The sequence below is a fragment of the Zhengella sedimenti genome (assembly GCF_046506625.1).
Taxonomy (GTDB): domain Bacteria; phylum Pseudomonadota; class Alphaproteobacteria; order Rhizobiales; family Rhizobiaceae; genus Zhengella; species Zhengella sedimenti.
Genome location: NZ_JBKFFP010000011.1, coordinates 64843 through 86784 on the forward strand (window position 1 = coordinate 64843; position 21942 = coordinate 86784).

The window sequence follows — 21942 nt, forward strand, 5'->3', positions numbered from 1 at the left end:
TTCTTGGTGTGAATTTTCCCGCATACTGCGCCGCAAAACATGATTTTGCAGCGCATCTAATACCTTTGCCGCATATCCGAAAGCCGCATTGAGGATAAGAACTTTCTAAAGTTAGCATGACTCCACCTTCGGCCAATGGAGGATCGGCCGGCAGGTTTCAACCTGAAATCGGGAGGACTTCATGTCACGATTCATATTCAACCGGCGCGGAATTCTGAAGGCCGGCGTCGCAGGCGGCGCCGCGCTCGCCACGCCGATGCACTTCGTCAAGGGCGCGTTCGCCCAGGACATGTCCTGCAACATGCCGACCGGCGATACCGTAACGCTGGGCTTCAACGTGCCGCAGTCCGGCCCCTATGCCGATGAAGGCGCCGACGAGCTTCGCGCCTACCAGCTCGCCGTCAAGCATCTGAACGGCGAAGGCGACGGCGGCATGCTTTCCACGTTCTCGTCCAAGGCGCTCAAGGGCAACGGCATTCTCGGCAAGAAGGTCGCCTTCGTCACCGGCGATACCCAGACCAAGTCCGATGCGGCCCGCGACAGTGCCAAGCGCATGATCGAGAAGGAAGGCGCGGTGATGATCACCGGCGGTTCGTCCTCCGGCGTCGCGGTGGCCGTCCAGGGCCTTTGCCAGGAGATGGGCATCATCTTCATGGCCGGCCTGACCCATTCCAACGACACCACCGGCAAGGACAAGAAGCGTTACGGCTTCCGCCACTTCTTCAACGCCTACCAGTCCGGCGTCGCGCTCGGCCCGGTGCTCAAGGATGAATACGGCACCGACCGCCGCGCCTATCACCTGACCGCCGACTATACCTGGGGCTGGACGCAGGAAGAATCGATCAAGAACACCACCGAGGGCCTCGGCTGGGAGACCGTGGCCACCGTTCGCACGCCTGTCGGCGCCGGCGACTTCTCGCAGTACATCACGCCGGTTCTCAATTCCGGCGCCGACGTGCTGATCCTGAATCACTACGGCAAGGACATGGTCAACTCGCTGACCCAGGCCATCCAGTTCGGTCTCAAGGACAAGCAGGTCAACGGCAAGAACTTCGAGATTGTCGTTCCGCTCTTCTCGCGCCTCATGGCGAAGGGCGCCGGCGACAACATCAAGGGCATCCTGGGCACCACGAACTGGAACTGGTCCCTCGATGACGCGGCCTCGCAGGCCTTCGTCAAGTCCTTCGGCACGGAATACGGCTTCCCGCCGTCCCAGGCCGCCCACACCTGCTATGTGCAGACCCTGCTCTATGCCGATGCATGCGAACGGGCCGGAACCTTTTTCGCCCCGAAGGTCATCGAGGCGCTCGAAGGCTTCGAGTTCGACGGCATGGGCAATGGCCCGACGCTCTACCGCGCGGAAGACCACCAGTGCATGAAGTCGGCGCTGGTCGTGCGCGGTAACGACAACAAGCAGTCCGAGTATGACCTGCTCAAGGTCGTCAAGGTCGTGGACCGCGAGACGCTGACCTACGACCCGGCCATCTTCGGCGGCGATCTCGGTCCGGCCGACGCGAAGCAGTGCTGACCTGACCGGCAAACCCGAGGCCCGGCCGCACCTGTTTCGGAGCGGCCGGGCCATCATGGCACTTGGCAAGCCGCGCCGCCGGGAAAGGCGGACGGATATCGGGGCGCATTCCTCATGGACGCAATCATCATCCAGATCCTGAACGGGCTCGACAAGGGCGCCGCCTATGCGCTGATCGCGCTTGGCCTGACCCTGGTCTTCGGCACGCTCGGCGTGGTCAATTTCGCGCATGGCGCGCTTTTCATGCTGGGCGCCTTCTGCGCCGTCACCTTCAACAAGCTGATCACCTGGCCGATCCAGCCACCCAAGGCGGAAGGCCAGCTTTTCGCGCCGCCCGCCAAGCCATATTTCGAACATGCCTTCGGCGATGCCGGCGCATGGATCATCAACTGGTCGGTCCCCATCTCCATCCTGCTCGCCATTCCCGTCATGCTGGTCATCGGCCTGGCCATGGAGCGCGGCCTGATCCGCCATTTCTACAAGCGCCCCCATGCCGACCAGATTCTCGTCACTTTCGGCCTCGCCATCGTGCTGCAGGAGATCATCAAGAAATTCTACGGCGCCAATCCGGTGCCGCAATCCGCCCCCGAGATGTTCAACGGAACGGCCAACATCGCCGCTTTCCTCGGACTGTCAGACATGTTCATCGTCTATCCCTGGTGGCGCCTGATCTATTTCCTGTTCGCCTTCCTTGTCATCGGCGCTGTCTTTGCCTTCCTGCAATTCACCACCTACGGCATGGTGGTGCGCGCCGGCATGCGCGACCGCGAAACCGTCGGCATTCTCGGCATCAACATCGAGCGCCGCTTCACCGTCGTCTTCGGCATCGCGGCCGTCGTGGCGGGCCTCGCCGGTGTCATGTACACGCCCATCCTGCCGCCCGATTACCATCTCGGCATGGATTTCCTGGTGCTCAGCTTCGTTGTCGTGGTCGTCGGCGGCATGGGCTCGCTGCCCGGCGCCGTGCTGGCCGGCTTCCTGCTCGGCATCCTGCAATCCTTCGCCTCGATGAACGAGGTCAAGGCCATCTTTCCCGGCATCGACCAGATCATCATCTACCTGGTCGCCGTCACCATTCTGCTCACCCGGCCGCGCGGACTCCTGGGCCGCCAGGGCGTGATGGAGGACTGATCGAACATGTTTGGCAACCTGTCCCGCAACGACTGGCTCCTGCTGCTCGGCTTCTCGGTCGTCGTGCTCATCAGCCCGTGGACATTGACGCCGCTTGGCGCCGGCTATCCGGCCCTGCTGCAGAAGTTCTGCATCTTCGGCATCTTCGCCATGGGCTTCAACATCCTGTTCGGCCTGACCGGCTACCTCTCCTTCGGCCATGCGGCCTTCCTGGGGGTCGGCTCCTATGCCGCCGTGTGGTCCTTCAAGCTGTTCACCATGAACGTCATACCGGCGGTCATCTTCGGCGTGCTCTTCGCCGGCCTCTTCGCCGTCATCATCGGCTATGTCAGCCTCAGGCGCTCCGGCATCTACTTCTCCATCCTGACCCTCGCATTCGCGCAAATGAGCTACAACCTCGCCTATTCGGTTCTCACCCCGATCACCAATGGCGAGACCGGCCTGCAACTGACGCTGCAGGACCCGCGCATCATCGACAATGCCCTTGCCGCGCCTGGCGAAGGCCTGCCGGCCACCAACCTCTTCGGCATCGAGACCAGCGGCTATCCGGGCTTCTATTTCTGCGCGGCGGCACTGATCGTCTGCCTTTTCCTGACCCTGCGCATCTTCCGCTCCCCCTTCGGCATGATGCTGCGCGCCATCAAGTCGAACCAGAACCGCATGCGCTATACCGGCTTCAACACGCGGCCCTATCTGCTCACCGCCTTTGTGATTTCCGGCATGTATGCCGGGCTGGCCGGCTCCCTGATGGCGGTCACCGACCCGCTGGCCGGAGCCGAGCGGATGCAGTGGACCGCTTCGGGCGAAGTGGTGCTCATGACCATCCTGGGCGGAGCCGGCACGCTGATCGGCCCGATCCTCGGCGCCGGTGTCATCAAGTATTTCGAGAACATCTTCTCATCCTTCAACGACCGCATCCTGGAACAGCTCTTTTCCTTCCTGCCCGACGCGGCACGCGATGCCGCGGTCTGGATCACCGGGCTTTTCGTCGGCGACGGCTGGCACCTGACGCTCGGCGTCGTGTTCATGCTGATCGTGATCTTCCTGCCCGGCGGCATCATGGAAGGTATCCAGCGCATCCAGCGCCGCTTCGGCGGCGGTTCCGGGCCAGGCGCCACCGCGCCGGACACGGCCGCGGCGCAACCGGCGGAGTGAGGACATGACAACGGCAAGCGAGAACATCGTCCTTCACGTCGCGGACGTATCCAAGAGCTTCGGCGGACTGAAGGCCCTGGCGGATGTCGACCTCCAGGTGCGCGAAGGCACCGTCCATGCCATCATCGGCCCCAACGGCGCCGGCAAGTCGACGCTGCTCAACGTGTGCATCGGCCGTCTGAAGCCGACCGAGGGCCACGTGGTCTTCAATGGCCGGACGCTCGACCAGCACGAACCGCACGAGATCAACCAGCTCGGCGTCAGCCGGGTCTTCCAGACGCCCGAGATCTTCACCGATCTCACGCTGCTCGACAACGTGATGATACCGGCCTTCGCGCGGCGCGACGGCGCCTTCCGCTTCAACGCCATGGCCGCGCTTTCCGCCCAGCACGACATCCGCGAAGAGGCCGAGGAAACCTTGCGCGACATCGGCCTTTACGAGATGCGCCACCAGATCGCCGGCAGCCTGTCGCGCGGTGACAAGCGGCGCCTGGAAATGGCCATGTGCCTGATCCAGAAGCCCAAGCTCCTCCTGCTGGACGAGCCGACCGCGGGCATGGCGCGCCATGACACCAACATGACGATCGACCTGCTCAGGCGGATCAAGGAACGCGGCATGACGAAGGTCATCATTGAACACGACATGCATGTCGTGTTCTCCTTGGCGGACCGCATCAGCGTTCTGGCCCAGGGCCGCATCATCGCGGAAGGCACGCCCGAGGAAGTCCGCAACAATCCGAAGGTCAAGGAAGCCTATCTCGGGGAGGAGCACGGATGAACATGGCCGCCGTTGGAAATTTGAAAGGGGAGAGCGTAGCCTTGAACGAGAAAACCGCGTCACCCTATTTCAGCGTGAAGGACATCCACGCCTATTACGGCGAGAGCTACATCGTTCAGGGCGTATCCTTCGACATTGCCAAGGGCGAAGTGCTCTCCCTGCTCGGACGCAATGGCGCCGGCAAGACCTCGACCCTGCGCACGCTGGCCCGGGTGGAGACCCCGGCGCTCAAATCCGGCGAGATCTGGCTCGACGGCAAGCCGCTGCATGCGATGCGCGCCTTCGAGGCCGCGGCCGAAGGCGTTCAGCTCGTGCCCGAGGACAGGCGCATCATCGGCGGCCTGACGGTGGAGGAAAACCTGATCCTGGCCCAGGTCACCGAGCCGAAGGGCTGGCCGATCGAGAAGATCTACGAGCACTTCCCGCGCCTGGCCGAACGGCGCACCCAGGAAGCGACGACCATGTCAGGCGGCGAACAGCAGATGCTGGCGGTTGCCCGGGCGCTCGCCCGCGACCTCAAGATCCTGTTCCTCGACGAGCCGTACGAGGGCCTTGCGCCCGTCATCGTGCAGGAAATCGAGAAGATCGTGCAGCAGATCCGCGACATCGGCATCACCACCATCATCGTGGAACAGAACGCCGTTGCGGCATTGCGCCTGTCGGACCGGGCGGTCATCATGGATACCGGCCAGGTCGTGTTTCAAGGATCGGCCCGGGAAGTGCTGGAGAACGAGGAACTGCGGCACGAATATCTCGCCATCTGACGGAATAGCGGGATGCGGCGGACAAGGAAAAGGCCCGGGCTATGTCCCGGGCCTTTTCATGTGTCAGGTCAGTTTCGCGGTCCAATGCCTTGACCGGACTCCGCAATCAGGTGCTGACGGCATCGAAGAGCCGCCAGGCCGCCTGCATTTCCTTTTCCCGCGCAGCGCGGCGCGCCTTGGCCTCCGCGTCCTCGCCCCACAATTCGATGTTCCAGTCCTCGTCCACATGCGCGGCGGTCCAGGCATCGGCCCAGGTCATCGCCCGCCCGGCAACCGCCAGCGCCAGCAGCGCCGATCCGGTCAGCGTGGTCATGGAATGCAAAGCGGCAAGCCGGAACGGATCGTCGAAGCCGCGCAGGTGAATGCCGATGGCGCCGATGCTTTCGCGCGGTTGCGCGACATGCATCACCCCTTCCGCCAGCACGAAGCGCGCGCCGAGCGCACGCTCCACCCACTCCAGCACCGGATCCCAGGTTTCGTTCTGGCGCGCGACAAGGCGTTCCGGTGTCCCTGCCCGGTAACAGAGCAGGTCGGAGGAGGAAAATCGCTGGATGTCCTCGGCCACGGCCTGCATGTCGGCGGCCACGCCGTCGATGGCCGTGTTGGCAAGGCGCGTCACCGGCATCGTCATCGGGTCGATGATATCGCCCTGCGCGCCATATTCACCGGCGACGAGCAGCGCTGCTTCCTCCGTCGGCAGCACCATGGTGTTGCGCACCGGCGTGCGCACCAGGCGCCCGTCGAGCGTCACGCCGAAACCCTCTTCCTTCGCTGCGACGCCGGCTTCCTTGTAGAAGCGCTTCGGCAGCGGCTTGAGCATCTGCTTCTGGGCGCGGCGCACCGGATCGGGGTCGGACAGCCTGCCCGCGTCGAGGTCGTTGAGGATATCGCGCATGGCGGACCCTTTCGTCAGAGATGGTTGAGCAGGCCGGAGGGATGGTCGAGCACATCCATGGCCCCGTGCTGGCGCAGCGCATCGGGCGTGCTGTAGCCCCACGCGACACCGATGGCGCCGGCGCTTGCCGCGCTCGCCATCTGCATATCGTAGATCGCATCGCCGACGACAAGGGTATCGGCCGGATCGATGCCCGTTTCAGCGCAGCATTCCAGCACCATGGCCGGATGCGGCTTGGACGGGCAATCGTCGGCTGTGCGCACCGTCAGGAAATGACCGCCGAAGCCGTGGGTCTCGAAAACGGCGGTCACGCCGCGCCGCGATTTTCCCGTGACCATGCCGATCAGGATGTCGTCGCGCGCCGCCAGGCCAGCGATCAGGTCGGCAATGCCGTCATAGAGGTTTTCGCGGAAATCCTGCTCGGCGCGCATGGCGACGAAATGATGCTTGTAGCGCTGCACGAGGGCGCCGATGGCCTCATCCACGTCGCGCGCGAGCAGGCGCGCAATGGCAAGGTCCAGCGACAGGCCGATCACCCCGCGCGTGGCCTCTGGCGCCGGCAGCGGCAGCCGGGCCTCGGCAAAGGTGCGTTCCATGCATCCGTGGATCAGACCCGCACTGTCCACCAGCGTGCCGTCGCAATCGAACAGGACCAGTTTCATGCCACGCCCCCGATGCCGCGCCGCGCCGCGCGGTTCACGAGCAGCAGCCCTGCCCCGATCAGCACCAGCGCGATGCCGATCTGCGGGCTGAGCGGCTCGTCGAGCAGAAGGGCGCTGGCAGTCACCCCGGTCAGCGGCGTCAGGAAGGCAAAGCTGGACAGGCTTGCGGCGGAGTAGCGCTGCACCAGCCGGAAGAAGACGAGGTAGGTGATCGAGACGATGAACAGCGCCTGAAAGGCCAGAGTCGCCGTCGGCAGCCAGCCGATGTCACGCAGCGGCGGGCCGCCGAGCGGAATGAAGGGCAGCGTTACCACCGCCGAGACGCCAAGCTGGTACAGCATGCTCTTCTCCGGCGGTGCGGTGGAAAGCCGTGTCATCTTGATCACCAGAACGGTTGCCGCCCAGCACAAGGCCGCCAGGAAGACCATCAGGTCGCCGAAGAGCGCCATGCGCGAGGGCAGCGTCACCTTGTCGGCGAAGACCAGGGCCACGCCGCCGAAAGCCAGCGCCATCCCGGCAAGCTTGCGCCAGGTCAGCCGCTCCAGCCCCAGCAGGTGCCCGCCCGCCAGCACCCAGAACGGCATGGTGTTGAAGATCAGCACGCCCCGCGCCACGCTTGTCACATCCATGGCGATGAAAAGCAGGATGAATTCCGTCGAGAAGAAAAACCCGGCCAGCAGGCCCGGCTTCAGGGTACCGTCGCGGACCGTCAGCGGAATGCCGCGCCACAGGCACCAGCCGGCAATGCAGAGGGCCCCGATCGCCGAGCGCAGGAAACACTGCATCAGCGGGCTATAGCCGGTATTGGCGATCTTCATCGCCACCTGGCTCAGGCCCCAGCAGGTGGTAAGCACCACCATCACCGTGATCGCCCCCGCACCGGGTGCCAGCGACGTGTCGGAACGGGCGGGGGTGACGCTCATCCTGCCGCAGAAGCCTCGTCGAAACCGAGCAGGTTCCAGCTTTGCACCATGTGCGGCGGCAGCGGCGCGGTCACGTCGATCACGCCCGATCCGTCCGGATGCGGCATCACGATGCGCCGGGCATGCAGGTGCAGCCGGTTCTGCAGCCCGCCGGGGAAATCCCAGTTCTGGTCGGCCTCGAAATATTTCGGATCGCCGATGATCGGGCAGCCGATATGGGCGGCATGGACGCGAAGCTGGTGCGTGCGCCCGGTATAGGGCTCCATTTCAAGCCAGCTCAGGTTCTGCCCGGCCTGGTCGATCACCCGGAAATGCGAAACGGCATGGTCGGCGCCCGGTTCGCCGTGGCGCGCTATGCGCATCCGGTCGCCATCGGGCGTCGTTTCCTTCACCAGCCAGGTGGAAATGCGCCCCTCCCGCGTTTTCGGAACGCCCTTGACCAGCGCCCAGTAGGTTTTCTTCGTATCCCGCTCGCGGAACGCGGCCGTCAGCTTCACCGCCGCGCCACGCGTTCGCGCCACGACGAGAACGCCGGACGTATCGCGGTCGATGCGGTGGACAAGACGCGGCTTCTCGCCCTTCTGGCTGCGCCAGGCCTCCAGCATGCCGTCGACATGGCGATGCACGCCGGACCCGCCCTGCACCGCCAGGCCCGCCGGCTTGTTGAACACGAAGACCTTGCTGTCCTCGTAAAGCAGCATCTTGGACAGCACGTCGCCGTCGCCCTGGTCGCGGATGGTGCGCGCCGTCAGCGGGCCGCCCTCGCCCTTCAGGTCGGCGCCGAGCGGCGGAATACGAACCACCTGTCCGGCGGAGAGACGCGTGTCGGACTTCGCCCGGCCGCCATCCACGCGCACCTGACCCGTCCGCAACAGCTTCTGCAGCGCGCCGAATCCGAGCCCCGGCACATGCAGCTTGAACCAACGGTCCAGCCGCATCCCGTTCTCGTCCTCGTTCACCGTCACCTGTTCAACGCCGGCCATGTCCTGTCCTTCATTCGCCAGAAGCGCCGCCCATATCACCCCGCAACGCTTCTTGCGAGCCACAAACCGGCAAAAAGCGCCCCGATGGAGAGCATCACGGATCCGAGCACGTAAATCGCTGCGGAAAGGCCCTGCCCCCGTTCCCACAGCACCGCCACATCGAGGGAAAAGGCGGAGAAGGTGGTGAAGCCGCCAAGCAGCCCGGTCGCGATGAACAGGCGCAACTCGTTGCTGGTTCCACCGCTGCGCCGTGTCAGCCAGGCCACGAACAGGCCCATGGCGAACGAGCCGGCAATGTTCACGGCCATGGTGCCGATGGGAAAGCCCGGCCCCGCCAGCCGCAGCACGATCTGGCCGGTCAGATGTCTCAACGATGCGCCTATGGCCCCGCCAAGGGCAACGAGAAGAAGATGCTGCATGAAGCTGTTGATAAACCTTTCTCCACCGCCGGTGAAGCACACAATACGTCCGAAGTCGTTCTCGACAATCCCGAAGGTCATGCGTATTGGCAAACCTCCGGGTTTCAAAGGGGGACTTCATGTTACCGAGAATTGCTGTGCTCGTGGTGGCTTGCGCCGCCGTCACGGGCTGTGGAACCGTTGTCCGCGGCACGACCGAAGAGGTTCGCATCATCGTCGAACCGGACGATGCCGCGGTGACGACTAGCCTTGGCCACCGCTGCAGCGCCATGCCCTGCACGGTTAAGGTCGCGCGCCGCGACAAGTTCACTGTCACGGCCAGCAAGCAGGGTTACATCACCGAAAGCGTTGAGGTGGGCACGAAGGTTTCCGGCGGCGGCGCTGCGGGCTTTGCCGGCAACATCGTGGTGGGCGGCGTGGTCGGCATGGGCGTGGACGTGGCGACCGGCGCCGCGCTAGATCACACACCGAACCCCGTCGTCATCAAGTTGCGGCCGGAAGGCGCGGAACCGGCAACGGCCGAACCGGTCCGCCCGATGCCGAAGACCCGGCCGCGCCGCAAGGACGTGCCGGTTTCCTGAGGGGCATCACCGTCCTGCCGGGGCGTTCAATCGGCCAGGAATTCCTTCACGAAGGCGGCGAGCGCTTCCCAGTCGGTATATTCGTGATCTTCCGACGTATCGACGTCGCCGCCTTCCTTCGCCGCGATGTGGCGCATGAGCAGGCGCTTGAGGAAATCGTATTTCGTATAGCGCAAAGCACCGGCCGCATGATGCAGGCCGGACGGATGCCAGCCCGTCTCGGCGAGGAACTCGTCCGTGATCGCCGCGATTTCCCGCCGTTCCGCCTCGAACTGCGAGGCGGCGCCGAGCGAAACGGAAATGAAGCCGGTCTTGCGGCCATTGAGTTCCCCGGCATGATCCCCGACCCACTGGACGAAAGCCGCAGGGAATTTTCCGATATGCACGGGCGCGGCCGCGATCACCGCGTCGGCGATATGCAGGTCGACATCCCCGAGGTCAGCGGCATCGTAGACGGTGACGTCGTGCCCCAGGCTCTGGACGGTGCCGGCGACATGCCGGGCGATCTTGCGCGTCTGGCCCTCGACGGTGGCGTATATGACGATGACATGCATGACGTGTCTCCTCAGCAGACCTGTGTATCGCAGGCCAGGAACCGGAACGGTTGATCGGCGGATTCGCGGACGGCGTCGAACCGCCGTCCGTCGCGGCACTGCACCCGCGCTTCCTGCGTGGTCCTGCCGCCAAGGTCGCCTTCCCGCGCATTGAGGAAATACTCGACCGTGCAATCCAGCGTCTCGGCGGCCTGCAAGCGTATGTCGGCAAGCCAGGGAAAATCGGCCTGCGTCTGCGCGCCCGCCGGACCGGACAGAGCCGCCAGAAAGACGAGGGCTGCGGACAATCTCATGATGAGCCTCCTTTGACCTTGGATGAAAATGCGGGCAGACGCCGCCCGGCGCCTTGACCGGTATCAATCCCCCGCCGGGGTACGCCTTCGCGCTGCCAGCAGCTTGACGGCGATCAGCGCCAGCGGCCAGACATGCCAGAGGATGTCGAACCAGTCGATCGGGCGGAAGGGATGCCCTTCGATCAGCCAGCGCGCCTTCTCCACCAGATGCGGCTCGGGCACGAAGGGCGCACCGCCGATCAGCACGGCGATGATGATCAGCATCGGCCAGGAGATGGCGCCGATGAGATCAGCCAGCTTCTTCATGCCTTGTCCTCCGGTTGTCTGCGGTTCCGCTCGCGCCTGAGACGGGCCCACCAGTCCAGCCGCTTGCGGATTTCCCGTTCAAAGCCCCTGTCGGGCGGATCGTAGAACGTTTGCCGGCCCATGGCATCGGGAAAATAATCCTGCCCGGAAAAGGCGTCCGGCTGGTCATGGTCGTAGAGATAGCCGGCGCCATACCCCTCTTCCTTCATCAGCCTGGTCGGCGCATTGAGGATGCGCGCCGGCGGCAGAAGCGATCCGTGCTCCTTCGCCGCGCGCATCGCGCCCTTGTAGGCCACGTAGACGGCGTTCGACTTCGGCGCGGTCGCGAGATAGACGCAGGCTTGCGCCAGCGCCAGTTCGCCTTCCGGCGAACCGAGGAAATCATAGGCATCCTTCGCTGCATTGGCGATGACCAGCGCCTGCGGGTCCGCAAGGCCGATATCCTCCACCGCCATGCGCACGAGGCGGCGCGCCACGAACAGCGGGGTTTCGCCGGCATCCAGCATCCGCGAGAGGTAATAGAGCGCGGCATCGGGATCGGAGCCGCGCACCGCCTTGTGCAGGGCCGAGATCAGGTTGTAGTGGCCGTCCTGGCTCTTGTCATAGACCGGCGCACGGCGCTGCACCACGCGCTGCAGCCCTTCCTGGTCGAACACCTCGTCCTCCCCGGCGGCCCGCCAGACCTCCTCGGCGAGCGTCAGCACGGCGCGCCCGTCGCCGTCCGCCATGCGGATCAGCGACGCCCGGGCGCCCTCGTCCAGCGGCAGCGGCTTTGCCTCCACGCTCTCGGCGCGCTGAAGCAGGCGCTCCAGGCTTGGCGCATCATGCGGATGGAAGGTCAGCACACGGGCGCGCGACAACAGCGCCGCGTTCAGTTCGAAGGACGGGTTTTCCGTCGTGGCGCCCACGAGAATGACCGTGCCATCCTCCATCACGGGCAGGAAACTGTCCTGCTGGGCGCGGTTGAAACGGTGGATCTCGTCGACGAAGAGCAGGGTCTGGCGTCCGTTGGCGCGCCGCAGCCGGGCCGCGTCGAAGACCTTCTTCAGGTCCGCCACGCCGGAAAAGATCGCCGATATCTGCTCGAAAGCCAGATCGGTTTCCCCGGCGAGCAACCGGGCGACGGTCGTCTTGCCGGTGCCGGGCGGCCCCCAGAAGATCATCGATCCGAGCGATCCGGACCGGATCATGCGCGTCAGCACGCCATCGGGTCCGGTGAGGTGATCTTGTCCCGTCACATCGGCAAGGCTCGCCGGGCGCATGCGGTCGGCAAGCGGGCGTCCTTTCGGCGGCCCCGCTTCCTGCGGCTTTTCGGAGAACAGGTCGCCCATGGGTCCGGTCAGTAACGCAAGACCTGGCGCAGGATCTGCCCGTTGCGCTCGATCGCGAACCGCCACCAGCGGCTGCGCTCCATCGCGAGCCGGTTCAACTGGTCGGCATTGCGGATCTCCTCGCCATTGACCTCGACGACGATGTCACCGGGACGCAGGCCGAAGCGCGCCGACGGCGAATTGCGCGCCGTTTCGGTAATGACCACCCCCTGACGGCTCTCCGGCAGGCGCAGTTTCTGGGCAAGCCGCGGCGACAGTTCCGAAACCGTCGCGCCGGCAAACGGGCTGTCACCCTCGATCTGGAGCGTGCTCGTGGCGCTCATGCCTTCAGGCGCACGCTCCAGCGTGACCGCGACGGCTTGCAATCGCCCGCGCCGCAGCACTTGGAAATCCACCCGCGCACCCGCGCTTTCGGTCGCCAGCCGGTAGCCCAGCGCATCCGGGTTCTCGATTGCCCGGCCATTCATCGCCAGCAGCACGTCGCCGGGCTGCAGCGCGCCCTTCTCCGCCGGGCTTCCCGGCGTGATGTTCTCGACCAACGCGCCGGTGGGATGATCCATGCCGAGTGCCTCGGCCGTTTGCGCATCGACGGGGGCAAATGCGGCGCCGAGCCAGGGCCGCTCAAAATAATCCCCGCCATTGCGCGCCACGTTGACCACGGCGCGCACCATGATGGAGGGAATGGCAAAGCCGATGCCGTTCGATCCGCCGGAGCGCGTGAAGATCGCCGTGTTGATGCCGACGAGTTCGCCGGCCATGTTGATCAGGGCACCGCCCGAATTGCCCGGATTGATGGCCGCGTCCGTCTGAATGAAGAACCCGAAGTCGGTGACACCGATATGCGACCGCGCCAGCGCGGAAACGATCCCCGACGTCGTCGTCTGCCCGACACCGAACGGATTGCCGATCGCCAGCACCAGGTCACCCACTTCCAGCGCGTCTGAATCGCCAAGCTGCAGGAAGGGCAAGGGCCGGTCGGAATCGATTCTGAGCACCGCCAGATCGACGGTTTCGTCCTTGAGCAGCACCTCGCTCTCGAATTCACGCCCGTCGGCCAGGGCGACCTTCACCTCGTCGCCGCCGCGGATGACGTGATAATTGGTGACGACAAGGCCCGCGGCATCGACGATCACGCCGGAGCCAAGCGATTGCTGCACACGCGGGCGCGCAGGCCTGCCGCCGCCGAAGAACTGTTCGAAGAAGGGATCGCCCGCGAAGGGGGATACGGGCTGGCGCACCTCGGACTTTGCATAGACGTTGACCACCGCCGGTGCGGTTCGCTTCACCAGCGGCGCGAAGGACAGTTCCATCTCGCGGCGCCCGAAGGGCACACGCTTGCCACTATCCGCGGTCGCGGCCTGTCCAGCCGCTCCCTGTTCCTGCTGCGTGCCGCGCAGCAACTCGCCAAGCAGGTCACGCATCCCGCCCTCGCCTTGCGCATGCGATGCCGCAGCCGTCAGGACAAGGGCGAGCAGGCCAGCCAGCACACCGGAAAACAAACGCGCCATCCCTTGATACTCCCTCTTGAATGTCCCCGATCCCCTGATTCGGACCCTAACAAGTCTTGCATGCCACTTCGACCATTTGAGGACGAAGCGGCAACGGGGAAAAATTGCCGCACATTGGCGCGGACACGATTGCACCATGCAAAAAGGCCGCCCCGTTTCCGGAGCGGCCCTGGTCTGGTCCCGGCAGGACGGAAGCGATCAGGCTTCCTCGCCCTCGGCAGCCGCTTCGGCTTCCACACGGGCACGGTCGGCCGCGCCCTTGGCGTCGACGTCGCGGTCAACGAGTTCGATGACCGCCATCGGCGCGTTGTCGCCATGCCGGAAACCCGCCTTCAGCACGCGGGTGTAGCCGCCATTGCGCTCCTGGTAGCGCGGGCCGAGCACGTCGAACAGCTTCTTGACCTGCTGCACGTCGCGGATGCGGGAAATCGCCTGGCGGCGGGCATGAAGGTCGCCACGCTTGCCGAGCGTGATCAGCTTGTCGACGATGGAGCGCAGTTCCTTCGCCTTGGGCAGGGTCGTGACGATCTGCTCATGCTCGATGAGGCTCGCCGCCATGTTGGCGAACATCGCCTTGCGGTGGCTGTGGGTGCGGTTCAGCTTGCGGTTGGCGTTGCCGTGTCTCATTTGCCTTCTCCTTGAAGTATGTCCGCGCCCTAGGTCTTGAGAACGCGGCCCTGTTGGTCATGCGATGGAGGAACTGCCGGGAAAGCCCCGGCAGCCATGTCTCAGTACTGGTCCTCGTAGCGCTTGGCGAGGTCCTCGATGTTGTCCGGCGGCCAGTCCGGCACTTCCATGCCCAGATGCAGGCCCATCGACGCAAGCACTTCCTTGATCTCGTTGAGCGACTTGCGGCCGAAATTCGGCGTGCGCAGCATTTCCGCCTCGGTCTTCTGGATCAGGTCGCCGATATAGACGATGTTGTCGTTCTTCAGGCAGTTGGCCGAACGGACGGACAGTTCCAGTTCGTCCACCTTCTTCAGGAGCGCAGGGTTGAAGGCAAGCTCCGTGACCTGCTCGGCCGGCTGGTCCTTCTGCGGCTCGTCGAAATTGACGAAGATCGAAAGCTGGTCCTGCAGGATGCGTGCCGCATAGGCTACCGCGTCCTCGCCGGAGATCGAACCGTCCGTCTCGATCGTCATGGTCAGCTTGTCATAGTCGAGCACCTGGCCCTCGCGGGTGTTCTCGACCTTGTAGGAGCACTTGCGCACCGGGGAATACAGGCTGTCGACCGGGATGAGGCCGATGGGTGAATCCTCGGAACGGTTGCGCTCGGCCGGGACATAGCCCTTGCCGGTATTGACGGTGAACTCCATGCGGATTTCCGCGCCCTGGTCCAGCGTGCACAGCACGTGGTCGGGGTTAAGGATTTCAACGTCGCCGACCGTCTGGATGTCGCCTGCCGTCACAATGCCCGGACCCTGCTTGCGCACGACCATCCGCTTCGGGCCCTCGCCTTCCATGCGGATGGCGATTTCCTTGATGTTGAGCACGATGTCGGTCACGTCCTCGCGCACGCCGGCGATCGAGGAGAATTCATGCAGGACGCCATCGATCTGCACCGCCGTCACGGCGGCACCGCGCAGCGAGGACAGCAGCACGCGGCGCAGCGCGTTGCCGAGCGTCAGGCCGAAACCGCGTTCCAGCGGCTCCGCGACAAGCGTCGTCAGGTTGCCCTTCTTCGACGTGAATTCCACGCCGTTGGGCTTGATCAGTTCTTGCCAGTTCTTCTGGATCATGTGGACTTGTCCTTCCGGTGCTCCCGCACCATCCAATCGTGCGGGGCGACATGGAAACCGCAGAGGACCGGACGAAACCGTTCATGCGGAAGGTGACAAAAGGGCCGCGTCAGACGCGGCGCTTCTTGCGCGGGCGGCAACCGTTGTGCGGGATCGGCGTGACGTCACGGATCGAGGTGATCGTGAAACCGGCGGCCTGCAGCGCGCGCAGGGCCGACTCACGGCCGGATCCCGGACCGCGCACTTCCACTTCCAGCATCTTCATGCCGTGCTCGGCCGCCTTCTTGGCGCAATCTTCCGCCGCGACCTGGGCAGCGAAGGGGGTCGACTTGCGCGAACCCTTGAAGCCCTGCGCACCGGCCGATGACCAGGCGATCGCGTTGCCTTGGGCATCGGTGATCGTGATCATCGTGTTGTTGAAGGTGGAGTTGACGTGGGCGACGCCCGACGAGATGTTCTTGCGTTCGCGGCGGCGAACACGAGCGGCTTCCTTGGCCATGGTCTTCCTTTCGTTACGATATCAACACCGCCGTAACGCCGGCGGCTACACCTGGAACCGAAACCGGCAAAGCGGCGGCCGGGGCGAACCCGTTGCGCCAGCCGCTTCCCGCGTTCGGCTCCGGATTACTTCTTCTTGCCGGCAATCGCCTTGGCCGGACCCTTGCGGGTGCGCGCATTGGTATGCGTGCGCTGGCCACGGACCGGCAGGCCGCGCCGGTGACGCAGGCCGCGATAGCAGCCAAGGTCCATCAGGCGCTTGATGTTGAGCTGGACTTCGCGGCGCAGGTCGCCCTCGACCCGGTAATCGCGGTCGATGGTCTCGCGAACCTGAAGCACTTCCGCGTCGGTCAGTTCGTGCACGCGGCGCGCGGCCGGGATGTTGCACTTCTCGATGATTTCCTGGGCGAACTTCGGACCGATCCCGTGGATATACTGCAGCGCGATCACGACGCGCTTGTTGGTCGGAATGTTCACACCGGCAATACGTGCCATCTTCTTTCACTCCATGTCGGCCGGCCATGCCGGCGCCTGATGATCTAGACCCGCGTCCGGTGGAGGCCGGCCCATGCGGGCGGTTCAATGAACAAACCGCCCTTGAAGGGCGGCTTGATCCATTCTGTCCATGAGACGCGCCGCTATGCCACGGGTCGGCGTATTCGTCAACCCTTGAAAACGGGCATCAGTACTCGCCGGTCAAAGCGAGGCGAGTACGTCTTCGATCTGCGCCGTGACACCGTCGATGGAGTCCATCCCGTCAACGGTCCGCCGCATGCCCTTGGCATGATAATAGCCGGTCAGCGGCGCGGTCTTCTTGTAGTATTCGCGCAGGCGCTCGTCGAAGACCTCCGGGTTGTCATCCTTGCGGACAGGCTCCCCGGCGGCCTTGGCGTCTTCGGCGCGCTTCACGATGCGCCCCACAAGGGCCTTGTCGTCGACAACCAGTTCGATCACGGCGTCGAGCTTCATGCCCTTGGATGACAGCATCTCCTCCACGGCATCGGCCTGGGCCAGCGTGCGCGGATAGCCGTCGAGGATGAAGCCGTTGGCGCAGTCGGGCGCGTCGATCCGCTCCGAGACGATGGCATTGACGATCGCGTCGGACACCAGCTCACCGGCATCCATCACGGCCTTGGCCTTCAGCCCCACCTCGGTTTCCGCCTTCACGGCGGCCCGCAGCATGTCCCCTGTGGAGAGCTGGGGAATGCCGTGTTTTTCGACCAGGCGCGTGGCCTGGGTGCCCTTTCCCGCTCCGGGCGGTCCCAGCAGTATCAGTCTCATCGTCCCCTCTTTCCCCCTCTCAGCTTGGATTTCTTGATCAGCCCCTCATACTGGTGGGCGATCAGGTGACCCTGGACCTGCGCGACCGTGTCAAGCGTGACGCTGACGACGATCAGCAGGGATGTTCCGCCGAGATAGAACGGAACGCCGGTCGCCGAAATTAGAAATTCGGGTAAGAGACACACCAGAACCAGGTAGATCGCGCCGACAAGCGTGATCCGGGTCAGGACATAATCGATGTATTCGGCGGTCCGCTCGCCGGGCCGGTAGCCCGGAATGAAACCGGAATGCTTCTTGAGCTGGTCGGCCGTGTCCTTCGGGTTGAACACGATCGCCGTGTAGAAGAAGGCGAAGAACATGATCAGCGCGGCATAAAGCGCCATGTAGATGGGCTGGCCGTGACCGAGCGCCGCCAGGATCGTGGACGCCCATGCCGGCATGTCGGTATTGCTGGAGAAGCCTGCAATGGTGGCGGGCAGCAGCAACAGCGACGACGCGAAGATCGGCGGAATGACGCCGGCCGTGTTCAGCTTCAGCGGCAGGTGCGACGTGTCGCCCTGGAACATCCGGTTGCCGACCTGACGTTTCGGGTACTGGATCAGCAGGCGCCGCTGGGCACGCTCGAAGAACACGATCACGGCGATGACGATGATCGCCAGCGCGATGATGGCGAGAATGATGCCCGTCGACAGCGCGCCGGTGCGGCCCAGTTCCAGCGTTCCGGTGATCGCGGAAGGCAGGCCCGCGACGATGCCGGCGAAGATGATCAGCGAAATGCCGTTGCCGATGCCGCGCGCGGTGATCTGCTCGCCGAGCCACATCAGGAACATCGTGCCGCCGACCAGCGTGATCACGGCGGAAATGCGGAAGAACCAGCCCGGATCGGTAACGATGCCTGCCCCGCCTTCAAGCCCGACAGCGATGCCGTAGGCCTGCACGGTCGCCAGCAGAACGGTACCGTAACGGGTGTACTGGTTGATGATCTTGCGGCCCTGCTCGCCCTCCTTCTTCAGCTGTTCGAGCGTCGGCACGACCGACGTCATCAGCTGCATGATGATGGAGGCGGAAATGTAGGGCATGATGCCGAGCGCGAAGATCGCCATGCGCTCCACGGCGCCGCCGGCAAACATGTTGAACATGCCGAGCACACCGCGGCTCTGCTGTTCGAACGCCTGCGCGAAGGCATCCGGGTCGATGCCGGGAATGGGAATGTAGGTGCCGAGCCGGTAAACCAGCAGCGCGCCGAGCGTGAACCAGATTCTCTTCTTGAGATCCTCGGCCTTCGCAAAGGCGGAAAAATTCAGATTGGATGCCAGTTGTTCAGCAGCCGACGCCATGTATCGATCTCCGCTAGTGTGCGGCCCTGGCGAATGAGGCTTGATGCTGGTCGCCGGGCCACCGGATCAGGCAGGTATTGCGATCGCCCGAATAAGGCCGAGGACACGAGATAGGCCCCGGCTGGCAAAGATGCAAGCGGCGGCCGGAGCCGCCGCTGTCACATCCGCGCTTATTCAGCGCTTTCCTTGGCCGGGACGGCAACCGAACCGCCCGCCTTCTCGATCTTTTCGACCGCCGACCTGGAGGCACCAGCCGCCGTGATCGTCAGCTTGGCGGAAAGTTCGCCGTCACCGAGGATGCGGACGCCGTCCTTGACCCGGCGGATCACACCGGCAGCCACAAGGGCGGCCGCGTCGACGGTTGCGCCGGCATCCAGCTTGCCCGCATCGACGGCAGCCTGCAGGCGGCCGACCGACACGATGTTGAGGTCCTTGCCGAAGATGTTCTTGAAGCCACGCTTCGGCAGACGGCGGTAGATCGGCATCTGGCCGCCCTCGAAACCGTTCACGGCAACGCCCGAACGGGACTTCTGGCCCTTCACGCCGCGGCCGCCGGTCTTGCCCTTGCCGGAACCGATGCCCCGGCCGACGCGCTTGCGCGAATGGGTCGCGCCTTCGGCATCACGAAGTTCATTGAGTTTCATAATCGTGCTCCCTGCCGCTCTCAGGCTTCGTCGACGACGCGCACGAGATGCGCGACTTTGGCGATCATGCCGCGGACGGCCGGAGTGTCTTCCAGCGTGCTGCGGCGATGCATCTTGTTCAGTCCCAGGCCGACGAGCGTGGCGCGCTGGTCGGCGGGACGGCGGATGGGGCTTCCGGTCTGTTCGACGGTCACCGTCTTGCCCGTTTTCTTCTCAGCCATTTTCTCATTCCCAATCAATGGAGCGCCCTGCGATTGCGGCGCTGACGACATCTGCCGGCGGGATTATTCCTCGCCACCAACCGTTTCATGGCGGCGCGCCTGCAAGGTGGCATACTTGATGCCACGCTGGGCGGCCACGTCCTTCGGATGAAGCTGGTGCTTCAGCGCGTCGAAGGTGGCGCGAACCATGTTGTAGGGGTTGGAGGTGCCGAGCGACTTGGCAACCACGTCCTGGACGCCCAGCGTCTCGAACACGGCGCGCATCGGACCACCGGCGATGATGCCGGTACCGGGCTTGGCGGCGCGCAGCAGGACCTTGCCGGCGCCATGGCGCCCGGCCACGTCGTGGTGCAGCGTACGGCCGGACCGCAGCGGGACGAAGATCATGTCGCGCTTGGCCGCCTCGGTGGCCTTGCGGATCGCCTCCGGCACTTCGCGGGCCTTGCCGTGGCCGAAGCCCACGCGGCCCTTCTGGTCGCCGACGACGACGAGCGCGGCAAAGCCGAAGCGGCGGCCGCCCTTGACGACCTTGGCGACGCGATTGATGTGGACAAGCTTGTCGACGAATTCGCTGTCGCGCTCTTCACGCTCGCGGCGATCGTCCCTGCGGTTCTGTGCCATATCCTGGTTCCTTTTTCTTTTCCGGTAGCACGGGTTGACATAAAACGCCCGAAGGCCGGCCGTCCCTTACACGGGCTCGCGGCCGGCCTCAAGACCTTGTTTGCACCTGGTCAGAACGCCAGGCCGCCCTCGCGGGCCGCATCGGCGAGCGCCTTGACGCGGCCGTGATAGATGTAGGGCCCGCGATCGAACACCACTTCGGTGACACCGGCCTCCTTGGCACGCGCCGCCACCAGCTTGCCGACTTCCACGGCAGCGGCCGTGTCGGCGCCGGTCTTCAGCTTGCCCTTGAGATCCTTGTCCAAGGTCGAGGCGGCGGCAACGGTACGGCCGTTGGCGTCGTCGATGATCTGGACATAGATGTTCTTGGACGAACGGTAGACCGACAGGCGCGGACGCCCGCTGGATACCGCCTTGATCTTGCGGCGGATGCGGGATGCCCGGCGCTGGGTCGCAACTTTCGAAGCCATGACGGCCGCTCCTTACTTCTTCTTGCCTTCCTTGCGGACGATGCGTTCGCCGGCATACTTGACGCCCTTGCCCTTGTAGGGCTCGGGGCCACGGTATTCCCGGATCTCCGCAGCGACCTGACCGACGACCTGCTTGTCGATGCCGGACACGACGATTTCGGTCGGCTTCGGCACCGCGATGGTCACGGTGTCGGGCGTCTGGTAGACGACCTCATGGGAAAAACCCAGCGAAAGCTGCAGGTTCTTGCCCTGCATGGCGGCGCGGTAGCCGACGCCGCTGATCTCGAGTTTCTTCTCGAAACCGTCCTTCACGCCGGTCAGGATGTTGGCGATCATCGTGCGGGACATGCCCCACTTCGAACGCGCATCCTTGCTCTCGTCCACGGGATCGACGGCGATCGCGCCGTCTTCCATCTTCACCAGGACCTCGTTGTTGACGACGAACGTCAGTTCGCCCTTCGGACCCTTCGCCGTGACGGTCTGGCCATCAACCGTGGCCGTCACGCCGGCCGGCACCGGAACGGGCTTTTTGCCAATACGGGACATTGTCTTATCCTCGCCTTTGTCTCGGTTGCGCCGATCAGAAGATCTGGCAGAGAAGCTCTCCGCCGACATTCTGCTCGCGGGCTTCATGATCGGCCATCACGCCCTTCGGCGTCGACAGGATCGCGATGCCCAGGCCATTGGCCACCTGCGGGATCGACTTGACCGACACGTAGACGCGGCGGCCGGGCTTGGACACACGGGCGATCTCGCGGATCACCGGCGCGCCTTCGTAGTATTTCAGCTCGATTTCGATCTCGGACTTGCCATCGCCGAAATCGACGGTGGTGTAGTCGCGGATGTAGCCCTCGGACTTGAGGACGTCGAGAACGCGTGCCCGCAGCTTCGAGGCCGGCGTCGAGACCTTGGTCTTCTTGCGGCCGACGGCATTACGGATGCGGGTCAGCATATCGCCGAGAGGATCACTCATGGACATGATATCTATCCTTCCTTACCAGCTCGACTTGACCAGGCCCGGGATCTTGCCCAGGGAACCCAGCTCGCGAAGCGCGATACGCGACATCTTGAGCTTGCGGTAGTAGGCGCGCGGACGGCCGGAAACCTCGCAACGGTTGCGCAGGCGGTTCTTGGCCGAATTGCGCGGCAACTCGTTGAGCTTGAGCTGTGCACGGAAACGCTCGTCCATCGGCTTGGAGCGGTCCATGATGATCGCCTTCAGCGCGGCGCGCTTCTTGGCATAGCGATCGACAAGCTCCTTGCGGTGCTTGTTCTTTTCGGTCGCACTGACTTTAGCCATGTATATTGTCCTTTTCGCGA

29 protein-coding genes are annotated in these 21942 nt (G+C 64.4%); 6 read left to right on the forward strand and 23 right to left on the reverse strand.

Annotated elements, in window-relative coordinates:
- Nucleotides 1–181 precede the first annotated feature (181 nt).
- From ACLB6G_RS20030 to ACLB6G_RS20050, 5 genes are all read left to right on the forward strand, one after another.
- Nucleotides 182–1528 carry a substrate-binding protein gene (locus ACLB6G_RS20030; protein ID WP_410357905.1) on the forward strand — a complete coding sequence of 449 codons (1347 nt, stop codon included), beginning with the start codon at nucleotides 182–184 and terminating at the stop codon, nucleotides 1526–1528.
- 114 nt (nucleotides 1529–1642) lie between these two features.
- Nucleotides 1643–2659 (forward strand): branched-chain amino acid ABC transporter permease, encoded by a 1017-nt coding sequence (locus tag ACLB6G_RS20035; protein WP_410357906.1) that lies wholly within the window; start codon nucleotides 1643–1645, stop codon nucleotides 2657–2659.
- Between the two features lie 6 nt (nucleotides 2660–2665).
- A complete protein-coding gene (locus tag ACLB6G_RS20040) occupies nucleotides 2666–3814 on the forward strand; it encodes a branched-chain amino acid ABC transporter permease (RefSeq protein WP_410357907.1) in 1149 nt (382 codons plus the stop codon).
- Nucleotides 3815–3818: 4 nt separating this feature from the next.
- The gene (locus ACLB6G_RS20045; RefSeq protein ID WP_410357908.1) at nucleotides 3819–4592 is read left to right on the forward strand and encodes an ABC transporter ATP-binding protein; all 774 of its coding nucleotides are present in this window, start codon (nucleotides 3819–3821) and stop codon (nucleotides 4590–4592) included.
- Nucleotides 4593–4594: 2 nt separating this feature from the next.
- Complete coding sequence (locus ACLB6G_RS20050) at nucleotides 4595–5356, forward strand: ABC transporter ATP-binding protein (RefSeq protein WP_410357909.1); 762 nt, start codon at nucleotides 4595–4597, stop codon at nucleotides 5354–5356.
- A gap of 106 nt (nucleotides 5357–5462) precedes the next feature.
- Here the strand turns inward: ACLB6G_RS20050 and ACLB6G_RS20055 are convergent, their stop codons facing one another.
- Genes ACLB6G_RS20055 through crcB form a run of 5 tightly spaced genes read right to left on the reverse strand, consistent with a single transcriptional unit; the run spans nucleotide 5463 to nucleotide 9238 of the window.
- Nucleotides 5463–6251 carry an ATP12 family chaperone protein gene (locus tag ACLB6G_RS20055; RefSeq protein ID WP_410357910.1) on the reverse strand — a complete coding sequence of 263 codons (789 nt, stop codon included), beginning with the start codon at nucleotides 6249–6251 and terminating at the stop codon, nucleotides 5463–5465.
- A gap of 14 nt (nucleotides 6252–6265) precedes the next feature.
- A complete protein-coding gene (locus ACLB6G_RS20060; RefSeq protein WP_410357911.1) occupies nucleotides 6266–6913 on the reverse strand; it encodes an HAD-IA family hydrolase in 648 nt (215 codons plus the stop codon).
- Entirely contained in the window at nucleotides 6910–7836 is a 927-nt protein-coding gene (locus ACLB6G_RS20065) for a DMT family transporter (protein ID WP_410357912.1), read from the reverse strand. Before ACLB6G_RS20065 ends, ACLB6G_RS20060 begins: the two co-directional genes overlap by 4 nt.
- Entirely contained in the window at nucleotides 7833–8819 is a 987-nt protein-coding gene (locus ACLB6G_RS20070) for an RluA family pseudouridine synthase (protein ID WP_410357913.1), read from the reverse strand. Before ACLB6G_RS20070 ends, ACLB6G_RS20065 begins: the two co-directional genes overlap by 4 nt.
- A 35-nt stretch (nucleotides 8820–8854) precedes the next feature.
- Nucleotides 8855–9238: a fluoride efflux transporter CrcB gene (crcB, locus tag ACLB6G_RS20075; RefSeq protein WP_410357950.1), complete on the reverse strand. Its 384-nt coding sequence runs from the start codon at nucleotides 9236–9238 to the stop codon at nucleotides 8855–8857.
- 119 nt (nucleotides 9239–9357) lie between these two features.
- Here crcB and ACLB6G_RS20080 point away from each other — a divergent pair, with 119 nt between their 5' ends.
- The gene (locus ACLB6G_RS20080; RefSeq protein ID WP_410357914.1) at nucleotides 9358–9819 is read left to right on the forward strand and encodes a translation initiation factor 2; all 462 of its coding nucleotides are present in this window, start codon (nucleotides 9358–9360) and stop codon (nucleotides 9817–9819) included.
- Between the two features lie 26 nt (nucleotides 9820–9845).
- Here the strand turns inward: ACLB6G_RS20080 and ACLB6G_RS20085 are convergent, their stop codons facing one another.
- The 18 genes from ACLB6G_RS20085 to rpsN all read right to left on the reverse strand — a co-directional run bounded on the left by ACLB6G_RS20085 (nucleotide 9846) and on the right by rpsN (nucleotide 21922).
- Nucleotides 9846–10373 carry a flavodoxin domain-containing protein gene (locus ACLB6G_RS20085; protein ID WP_410357915.1) on the reverse strand — a complete coding sequence of 176 codons (528 nt, stop codon included), beginning with the start codon at nucleotides 10371–10373 and terminating at the stop codon, nucleotides 9846–9848.
- An 11-nt stretch (nucleotides 10374–10384) separates the two neighbouring features.
- On the reverse strand, nucleotides 10385–10666 hold the full coding sequence (locus ACLB6G_RS20090; protein WP_410357916.1) for a hypothetical protein: 282 nt from the start codon (nucleotides 10664–10666) through the stop codon (nucleotides 10385–10387).
- Nucleotides 10667–10729: 63 nt separating this feature from the next.
- A complete protein-coding gene (locus ACLB6G_RS20095; RefSeq protein WP_410357917.1) occupies nucleotides 10730–10972 on the reverse strand; it encodes a hypothetical protein in 243 nt (80 codons plus the stop codon).
- The gene (locus ACLB6G_RS20100) at nucleotides 10969–12303 is read right to left on the reverse strand and encodes a replication-associated recombination protein A (protein WP_410357918.1); all 1335 of its coding nucleotides are present in this window, start codon (nucleotides 12301–12303) and stop codon (nucleotides 10969–10971) included. Before ACLB6G_RS20100 ends, ACLB6G_RS20095 begins: the two co-directional genes overlap by 4 nt.
- Nucleotides 12304–12311: 8 nt before the next feature.
- Nucleotides 12312–13811, reverse strand: a complete 1500-nt coding sequence (locus ACLB6G_RS20105; RefSeq protein WP_410357919.1) for a DegQ family serine endoprotease — start codon at nucleotides 13809–13811, stop codon at nucleotides 12312–12314.
- A gap of 198 nt (nucleotides 13812–14009) precedes the next feature.
- Nucleotides 14010–14438 carry a 50S ribosomal protein L17 gene (gene rplQ / locus ACLB6G_RS20110; protein ID WP_410357920.1) on the reverse strand — a complete coding sequence of 143 codons (429 nt, stop codon included), beginning with the start codon at nucleotides 14436–14438 and terminating at the stop codon, nucleotides 14010–14012.
- A 101-nt stretch (nucleotides 14439–14539) separates the two neighbouring features.
- Nucleotides 14540–15550, reverse strand: a complete 1011-nt coding sequence (locus tag ACLB6G_RS20115; RefSeq protein WP_410357921.1) for a DNA-directed RNA polymerase subunit alpha — start codon at nucleotides 15548–15550, stop codon at nucleotides 14540–14542.
- Between the two features lie 109 nt (nucleotides 15551–15659).
- A complete protein-coding gene (gene rpsK / locus ACLB6G_RS20120; protein WP_410357922.1) occupies nucleotides 15660–16049 on the reverse strand; it encodes a 30S ribosomal protein S11 in 390 nt (129 codons plus the stop codon).
- Nucleotides 16050–16174: 125 nt separating this feature from the next.
- Nucleotides 16175–16543 (reverse strand): 30S ribosomal protein S13, encoded by a 369-nt coding sequence (gene rpsM / locus ACLB6G_RS20125; protein ID WP_410357923.1) that lies wholly within the window; start codon nucleotides 16541–16543, stop codon nucleotides 16175–16177.
- A 201-nt stretch (nucleotides 16544–16744) separates the two neighbouring features.
- Nucleotides 16745–17329, reverse strand: a complete 585-nt coding sequence (locus ACLB6G_RS20130) for an adenylate kinase (RefSeq protein WP_410357924.1) — start codon at nucleotides 17327–17329, stop codon at nucleotides 16745–16747.
- Nucleotides 17326–18666, reverse strand: a complete 1341-nt coding sequence (gene secY, locus ACLB6G_RS20135; RefSeq protein ID WP_410357925.1) for a preprotein translocase subunit SecY — start codon at nucleotides 18664–18666, stop codon at nucleotides 17326–17328. Before secY ends, ACLB6G_RS20130 begins: the two co-directional genes overlap by 4 nt.
- A gap of 170 nt (nucleotides 18667–18836) precedes the next feature.
- On the reverse strand, nucleotides 18837–19310 hold the full coding sequence (rplO, locus tag ACLB6G_RS20140) for a 50S ribosomal protein L15 (protein ID WP_410357926.1): 474 nt from the start codon (nucleotides 19308–19310) through the stop codon (nucleotides 18837–18839).
- A 20-nt stretch (nucleotides 19311–19330) separates the two neighbouring features.
- A complete protein-coding gene (gene rpmD / locus ACLB6G_RS20145; protein ID WP_410357927.1) occupies nucleotides 19331–19531 on the reverse strand; it encodes a 50S ribosomal protein L30 in 201 nt (66 codons plus the stop codon).
- Nucleotides 19532–19594: 63 nt separating this feature from the next.
- Nucleotides 19595–20152 (reverse strand): 30S ribosomal protein S5, encoded by a 558-nt coding sequence (gene rpsE, locus ACLB6G_RS20150; protein ID WP_410357928.1) that lies wholly within the window; start codon nucleotides 20150–20152, stop codon nucleotides 19595–19597.
- Nucleotides 20153–20262: 110 nt separating this feature from the next.
- Nucleotides 20263–20622 carry a 50S ribosomal protein L18 gene (gene rplR, locus ACLB6G_RS20155; RefSeq protein WP_410357929.1) on the reverse strand — a complete coding sequence of 120 codons (360 nt, stop codon included), beginning with the start codon at nucleotides 20620–20622 and terminating at the stop codon, nucleotides 20263–20265.
- Between the two features lie 12 nt (nucleotides 20623–20634).
- On the reverse strand, nucleotides 20635–21168 hold the full coding sequence (gene rplF / locus ACLB6G_RS20160) for a 50S ribosomal protein L6 (RefSeq protein WP_410357930.1): 534 nt from the start codon (nucleotides 21166–21168) through the stop codon (nucleotides 20635–20637).
- Nucleotides 21169–21202: 34 nt separating this feature from the next.
- A complete protein-coding gene (gene rpsH / locus ACLB6G_RS20165; protein WP_410357931.1) occupies nucleotides 21203–21601 on the reverse strand; it encodes a 30S ribosomal protein S8 in 399 nt (132 codons plus the stop codon).
- A 15-nt stretch (nucleotides 21602–21616) separates the two neighbouring features.
- Complete coding sequence (gene rpsN, locus ACLB6G_RS20170) at nucleotides 21617–21922, reverse strand: 30S ribosomal protein S14 (protein ID WP_410357932.1); 306 nt, start codon at nucleotides 21920–21922, stop codon at nucleotides 21617–21619.
- Nucleotides 21923–21942: the final 20 nt, after the last annotated feature.

Coding starts and splice junctions, on each gene's coding strand:
- rpsM (WP_410357923.1), bottom strand. CDS start 16,543: ATGGCACGTATTGCCGGTGTGAACATTCCGACCAACAAGCGCGTCGTG.
- crcB (WP_410357950.1), bottom strand. CDS start 9,238: ATGCAGCATCTTCTTCTCGTTGCCCTTGGCGGGGCCATAGGCGCATCG.
- ACLB6G_RS20115 (WP_410357921.1), bottom strand. CDS start 15,550: ATGATCCAGAAGAACTGGCAAGAACTGATCAAGCCCAACGGCGTGGAA.
- ACLB6G_RS20050 (WP_410357909.1), top strand. CDS start 4,595: ATGGCCGCCGTTGGAAATTTGAAAGGGGAGAGCGTAGCCTTGAACGAG.
- ACLB6G_RS20035 (WP_410357906.1), top strand. CDS start 1,643: ATGGACGCAATCATCATCCAGATCCTGAACGGGCTCGACAAGGGCGCC.
- rpmD (WP_410357927.1), bottom strand. CDS start 19,531: ATGGCTGAGAAGAAAACGGGCAAGACGGTGACCGTCGAACAGACCGGA.
- ACLB6G_RS20100 (WP_410357918.1), bottom strand. CDS start 12,303: ATGGGCGACCTGTTCTCCGAAAAGCCGCAGGAAGCGGGGCCGCCGAAA.
- ACLB6G_RS20065 (WP_410357912.1), bottom strand. CDS start 7,836: ATGAGCGTCACCCCCGCCCGTTCCGACACGTCGCTGGCACCCGGTGCG.
- rpsH (WP_410357931.1), bottom strand. CDS start 21,601: ATGTCCATGAGTGATCCTCTCGGCGATATGCTGACCCGCATCCGTAAT.
- secY (WP_410357925.1), bottom strand. CDS start 18,666: ATGGCGTCGGCTGCTGAACAACTGGCATCCAATCTGAATTTTTCCGCC.
- ACLB6G_RS20130 (WP_410357924.1), bottom strand. CDS start 17,329: ATGAGACTGATACTGCTGGGACCGCCCGGAGCGGGAAAGGGCACCCAG.
- rplF (WP_410357930.1), bottom strand. CDS start 21,168: ATGTCCCGTATTGGCAAAAAGCCCGTTCCGGTGCCGGCCGGCGTGACG.
- ACLB6G_RS20080 (WP_410357914.1), top strand. CDS start 9,358: ATGTTACCGAGAATTGCTGTGCTCGTGGTGGCTTGCGCCGCCGTCACG.
- ACLB6G_RS20085 (WP_410357915.1), bottom strand. CDS start 10,373: ATGCATGTCATCGTCATATACGCCACCGTCGAGGGCCAGACGCGCAAG.
- ACLB6G_RS20045 (WP_410357908.1), top strand. CDS start 3,819: ATGACAACGGCAAGCGAGAACATCGTCCTTCACGTCGCGGACGTATCC.
- rpsE (WP_410357928.1), bottom strand. CDS start 20,152: ATGGCACAGAACCGCAGGGACGATCGCCGCGAGCGTGAAGAGCGCGAC.
- ACLB6G_RS20030 (WP_410357905.1), top strand. CDS start 182: ATGTCACGATTCATATTCAACCGGCGCGGAATTCTGAAGGCCGGCGTC.
- ACLB6G_RS20105 (WP_410357919.1), bottom strand. CDS start 13,811: ATGGCGCGTTTGTTTTCCGGTGTGCTGGCTGGCCTGCTCGCCCTTGTC.
- rpsN (WP_410357932.1), bottom strand. CDS start 21,922: ATGGCTAAAGTCAGTGCGACCGAAAAGAACAAGCACCGCAAGGAGCTT.
- ACLB6G_RS20090 (WP_410357916.1), bottom strand. CDS start 10,666: ATGAGATTGTCCGCAGCCCTCGTCTTTCTGGCGGCTCTGTCCGGTCCG.
- rplO (WP_410357926.1), bottom strand. CDS start 19,310: ATGAAACTCAATGAACTTCGTGATGCCGAAGGCGCGACCCATTCGCGC.
- ACLB6G_RS20070 (WP_410357913.1), bottom strand. CDS start 8,819: ATGGCCGGCGTTGAACAGGTGACGGTGAACGAGGACGAGAACGGGATG.
- rplQ (WP_410357920.1), bottom strand. CDS start 14,438: ATGAGACACGGCAACGCCAACCGCAAGCTGAACCGCACCCACAGCCAC.
- ACLB6G_RS20095 (WP_410357917.1), bottom strand. CDS start 10,972: ATGAAGAAGCTGGCTGATCTCATCGGCGCCATCTCCTGGCCGATGCTG.
- ACLB6G_RS20055 (WP_410357910.1), bottom strand. CDS start 6,251: ATGCGCGATATCCTCAACGACCTCGACGCGGGCAGGCTGTCCGACCCC.
- rplR (WP_410357929.1), bottom strand. CDS start 20,622: ATGGCTTCGAAAGTTGCGACCCAGCGCCGGGCATCCCGCATCCGCCGC.
- ACLB6G_RS20040 (WP_410357907.1), top strand. CDS start 2,666: ATGTTTGGCAACCTGTCCCGCAACGACTGGCTCCTGCTGCTCGGCTTC.
- ACLB6G_RS20060 (WP_410357911.1), bottom strand. CDS start 6,913: ATGAAACTGGTCCTGTTCGATTGCGACGGCACGCTGGTGGACAGTGCG.
- rpsK (WP_410357922.1), bottom strand. CDS start 16,049: ATGGCCAAGGAAGCCGCTCGTGTTCGCCGCCGCGAACGCAAGAACATC.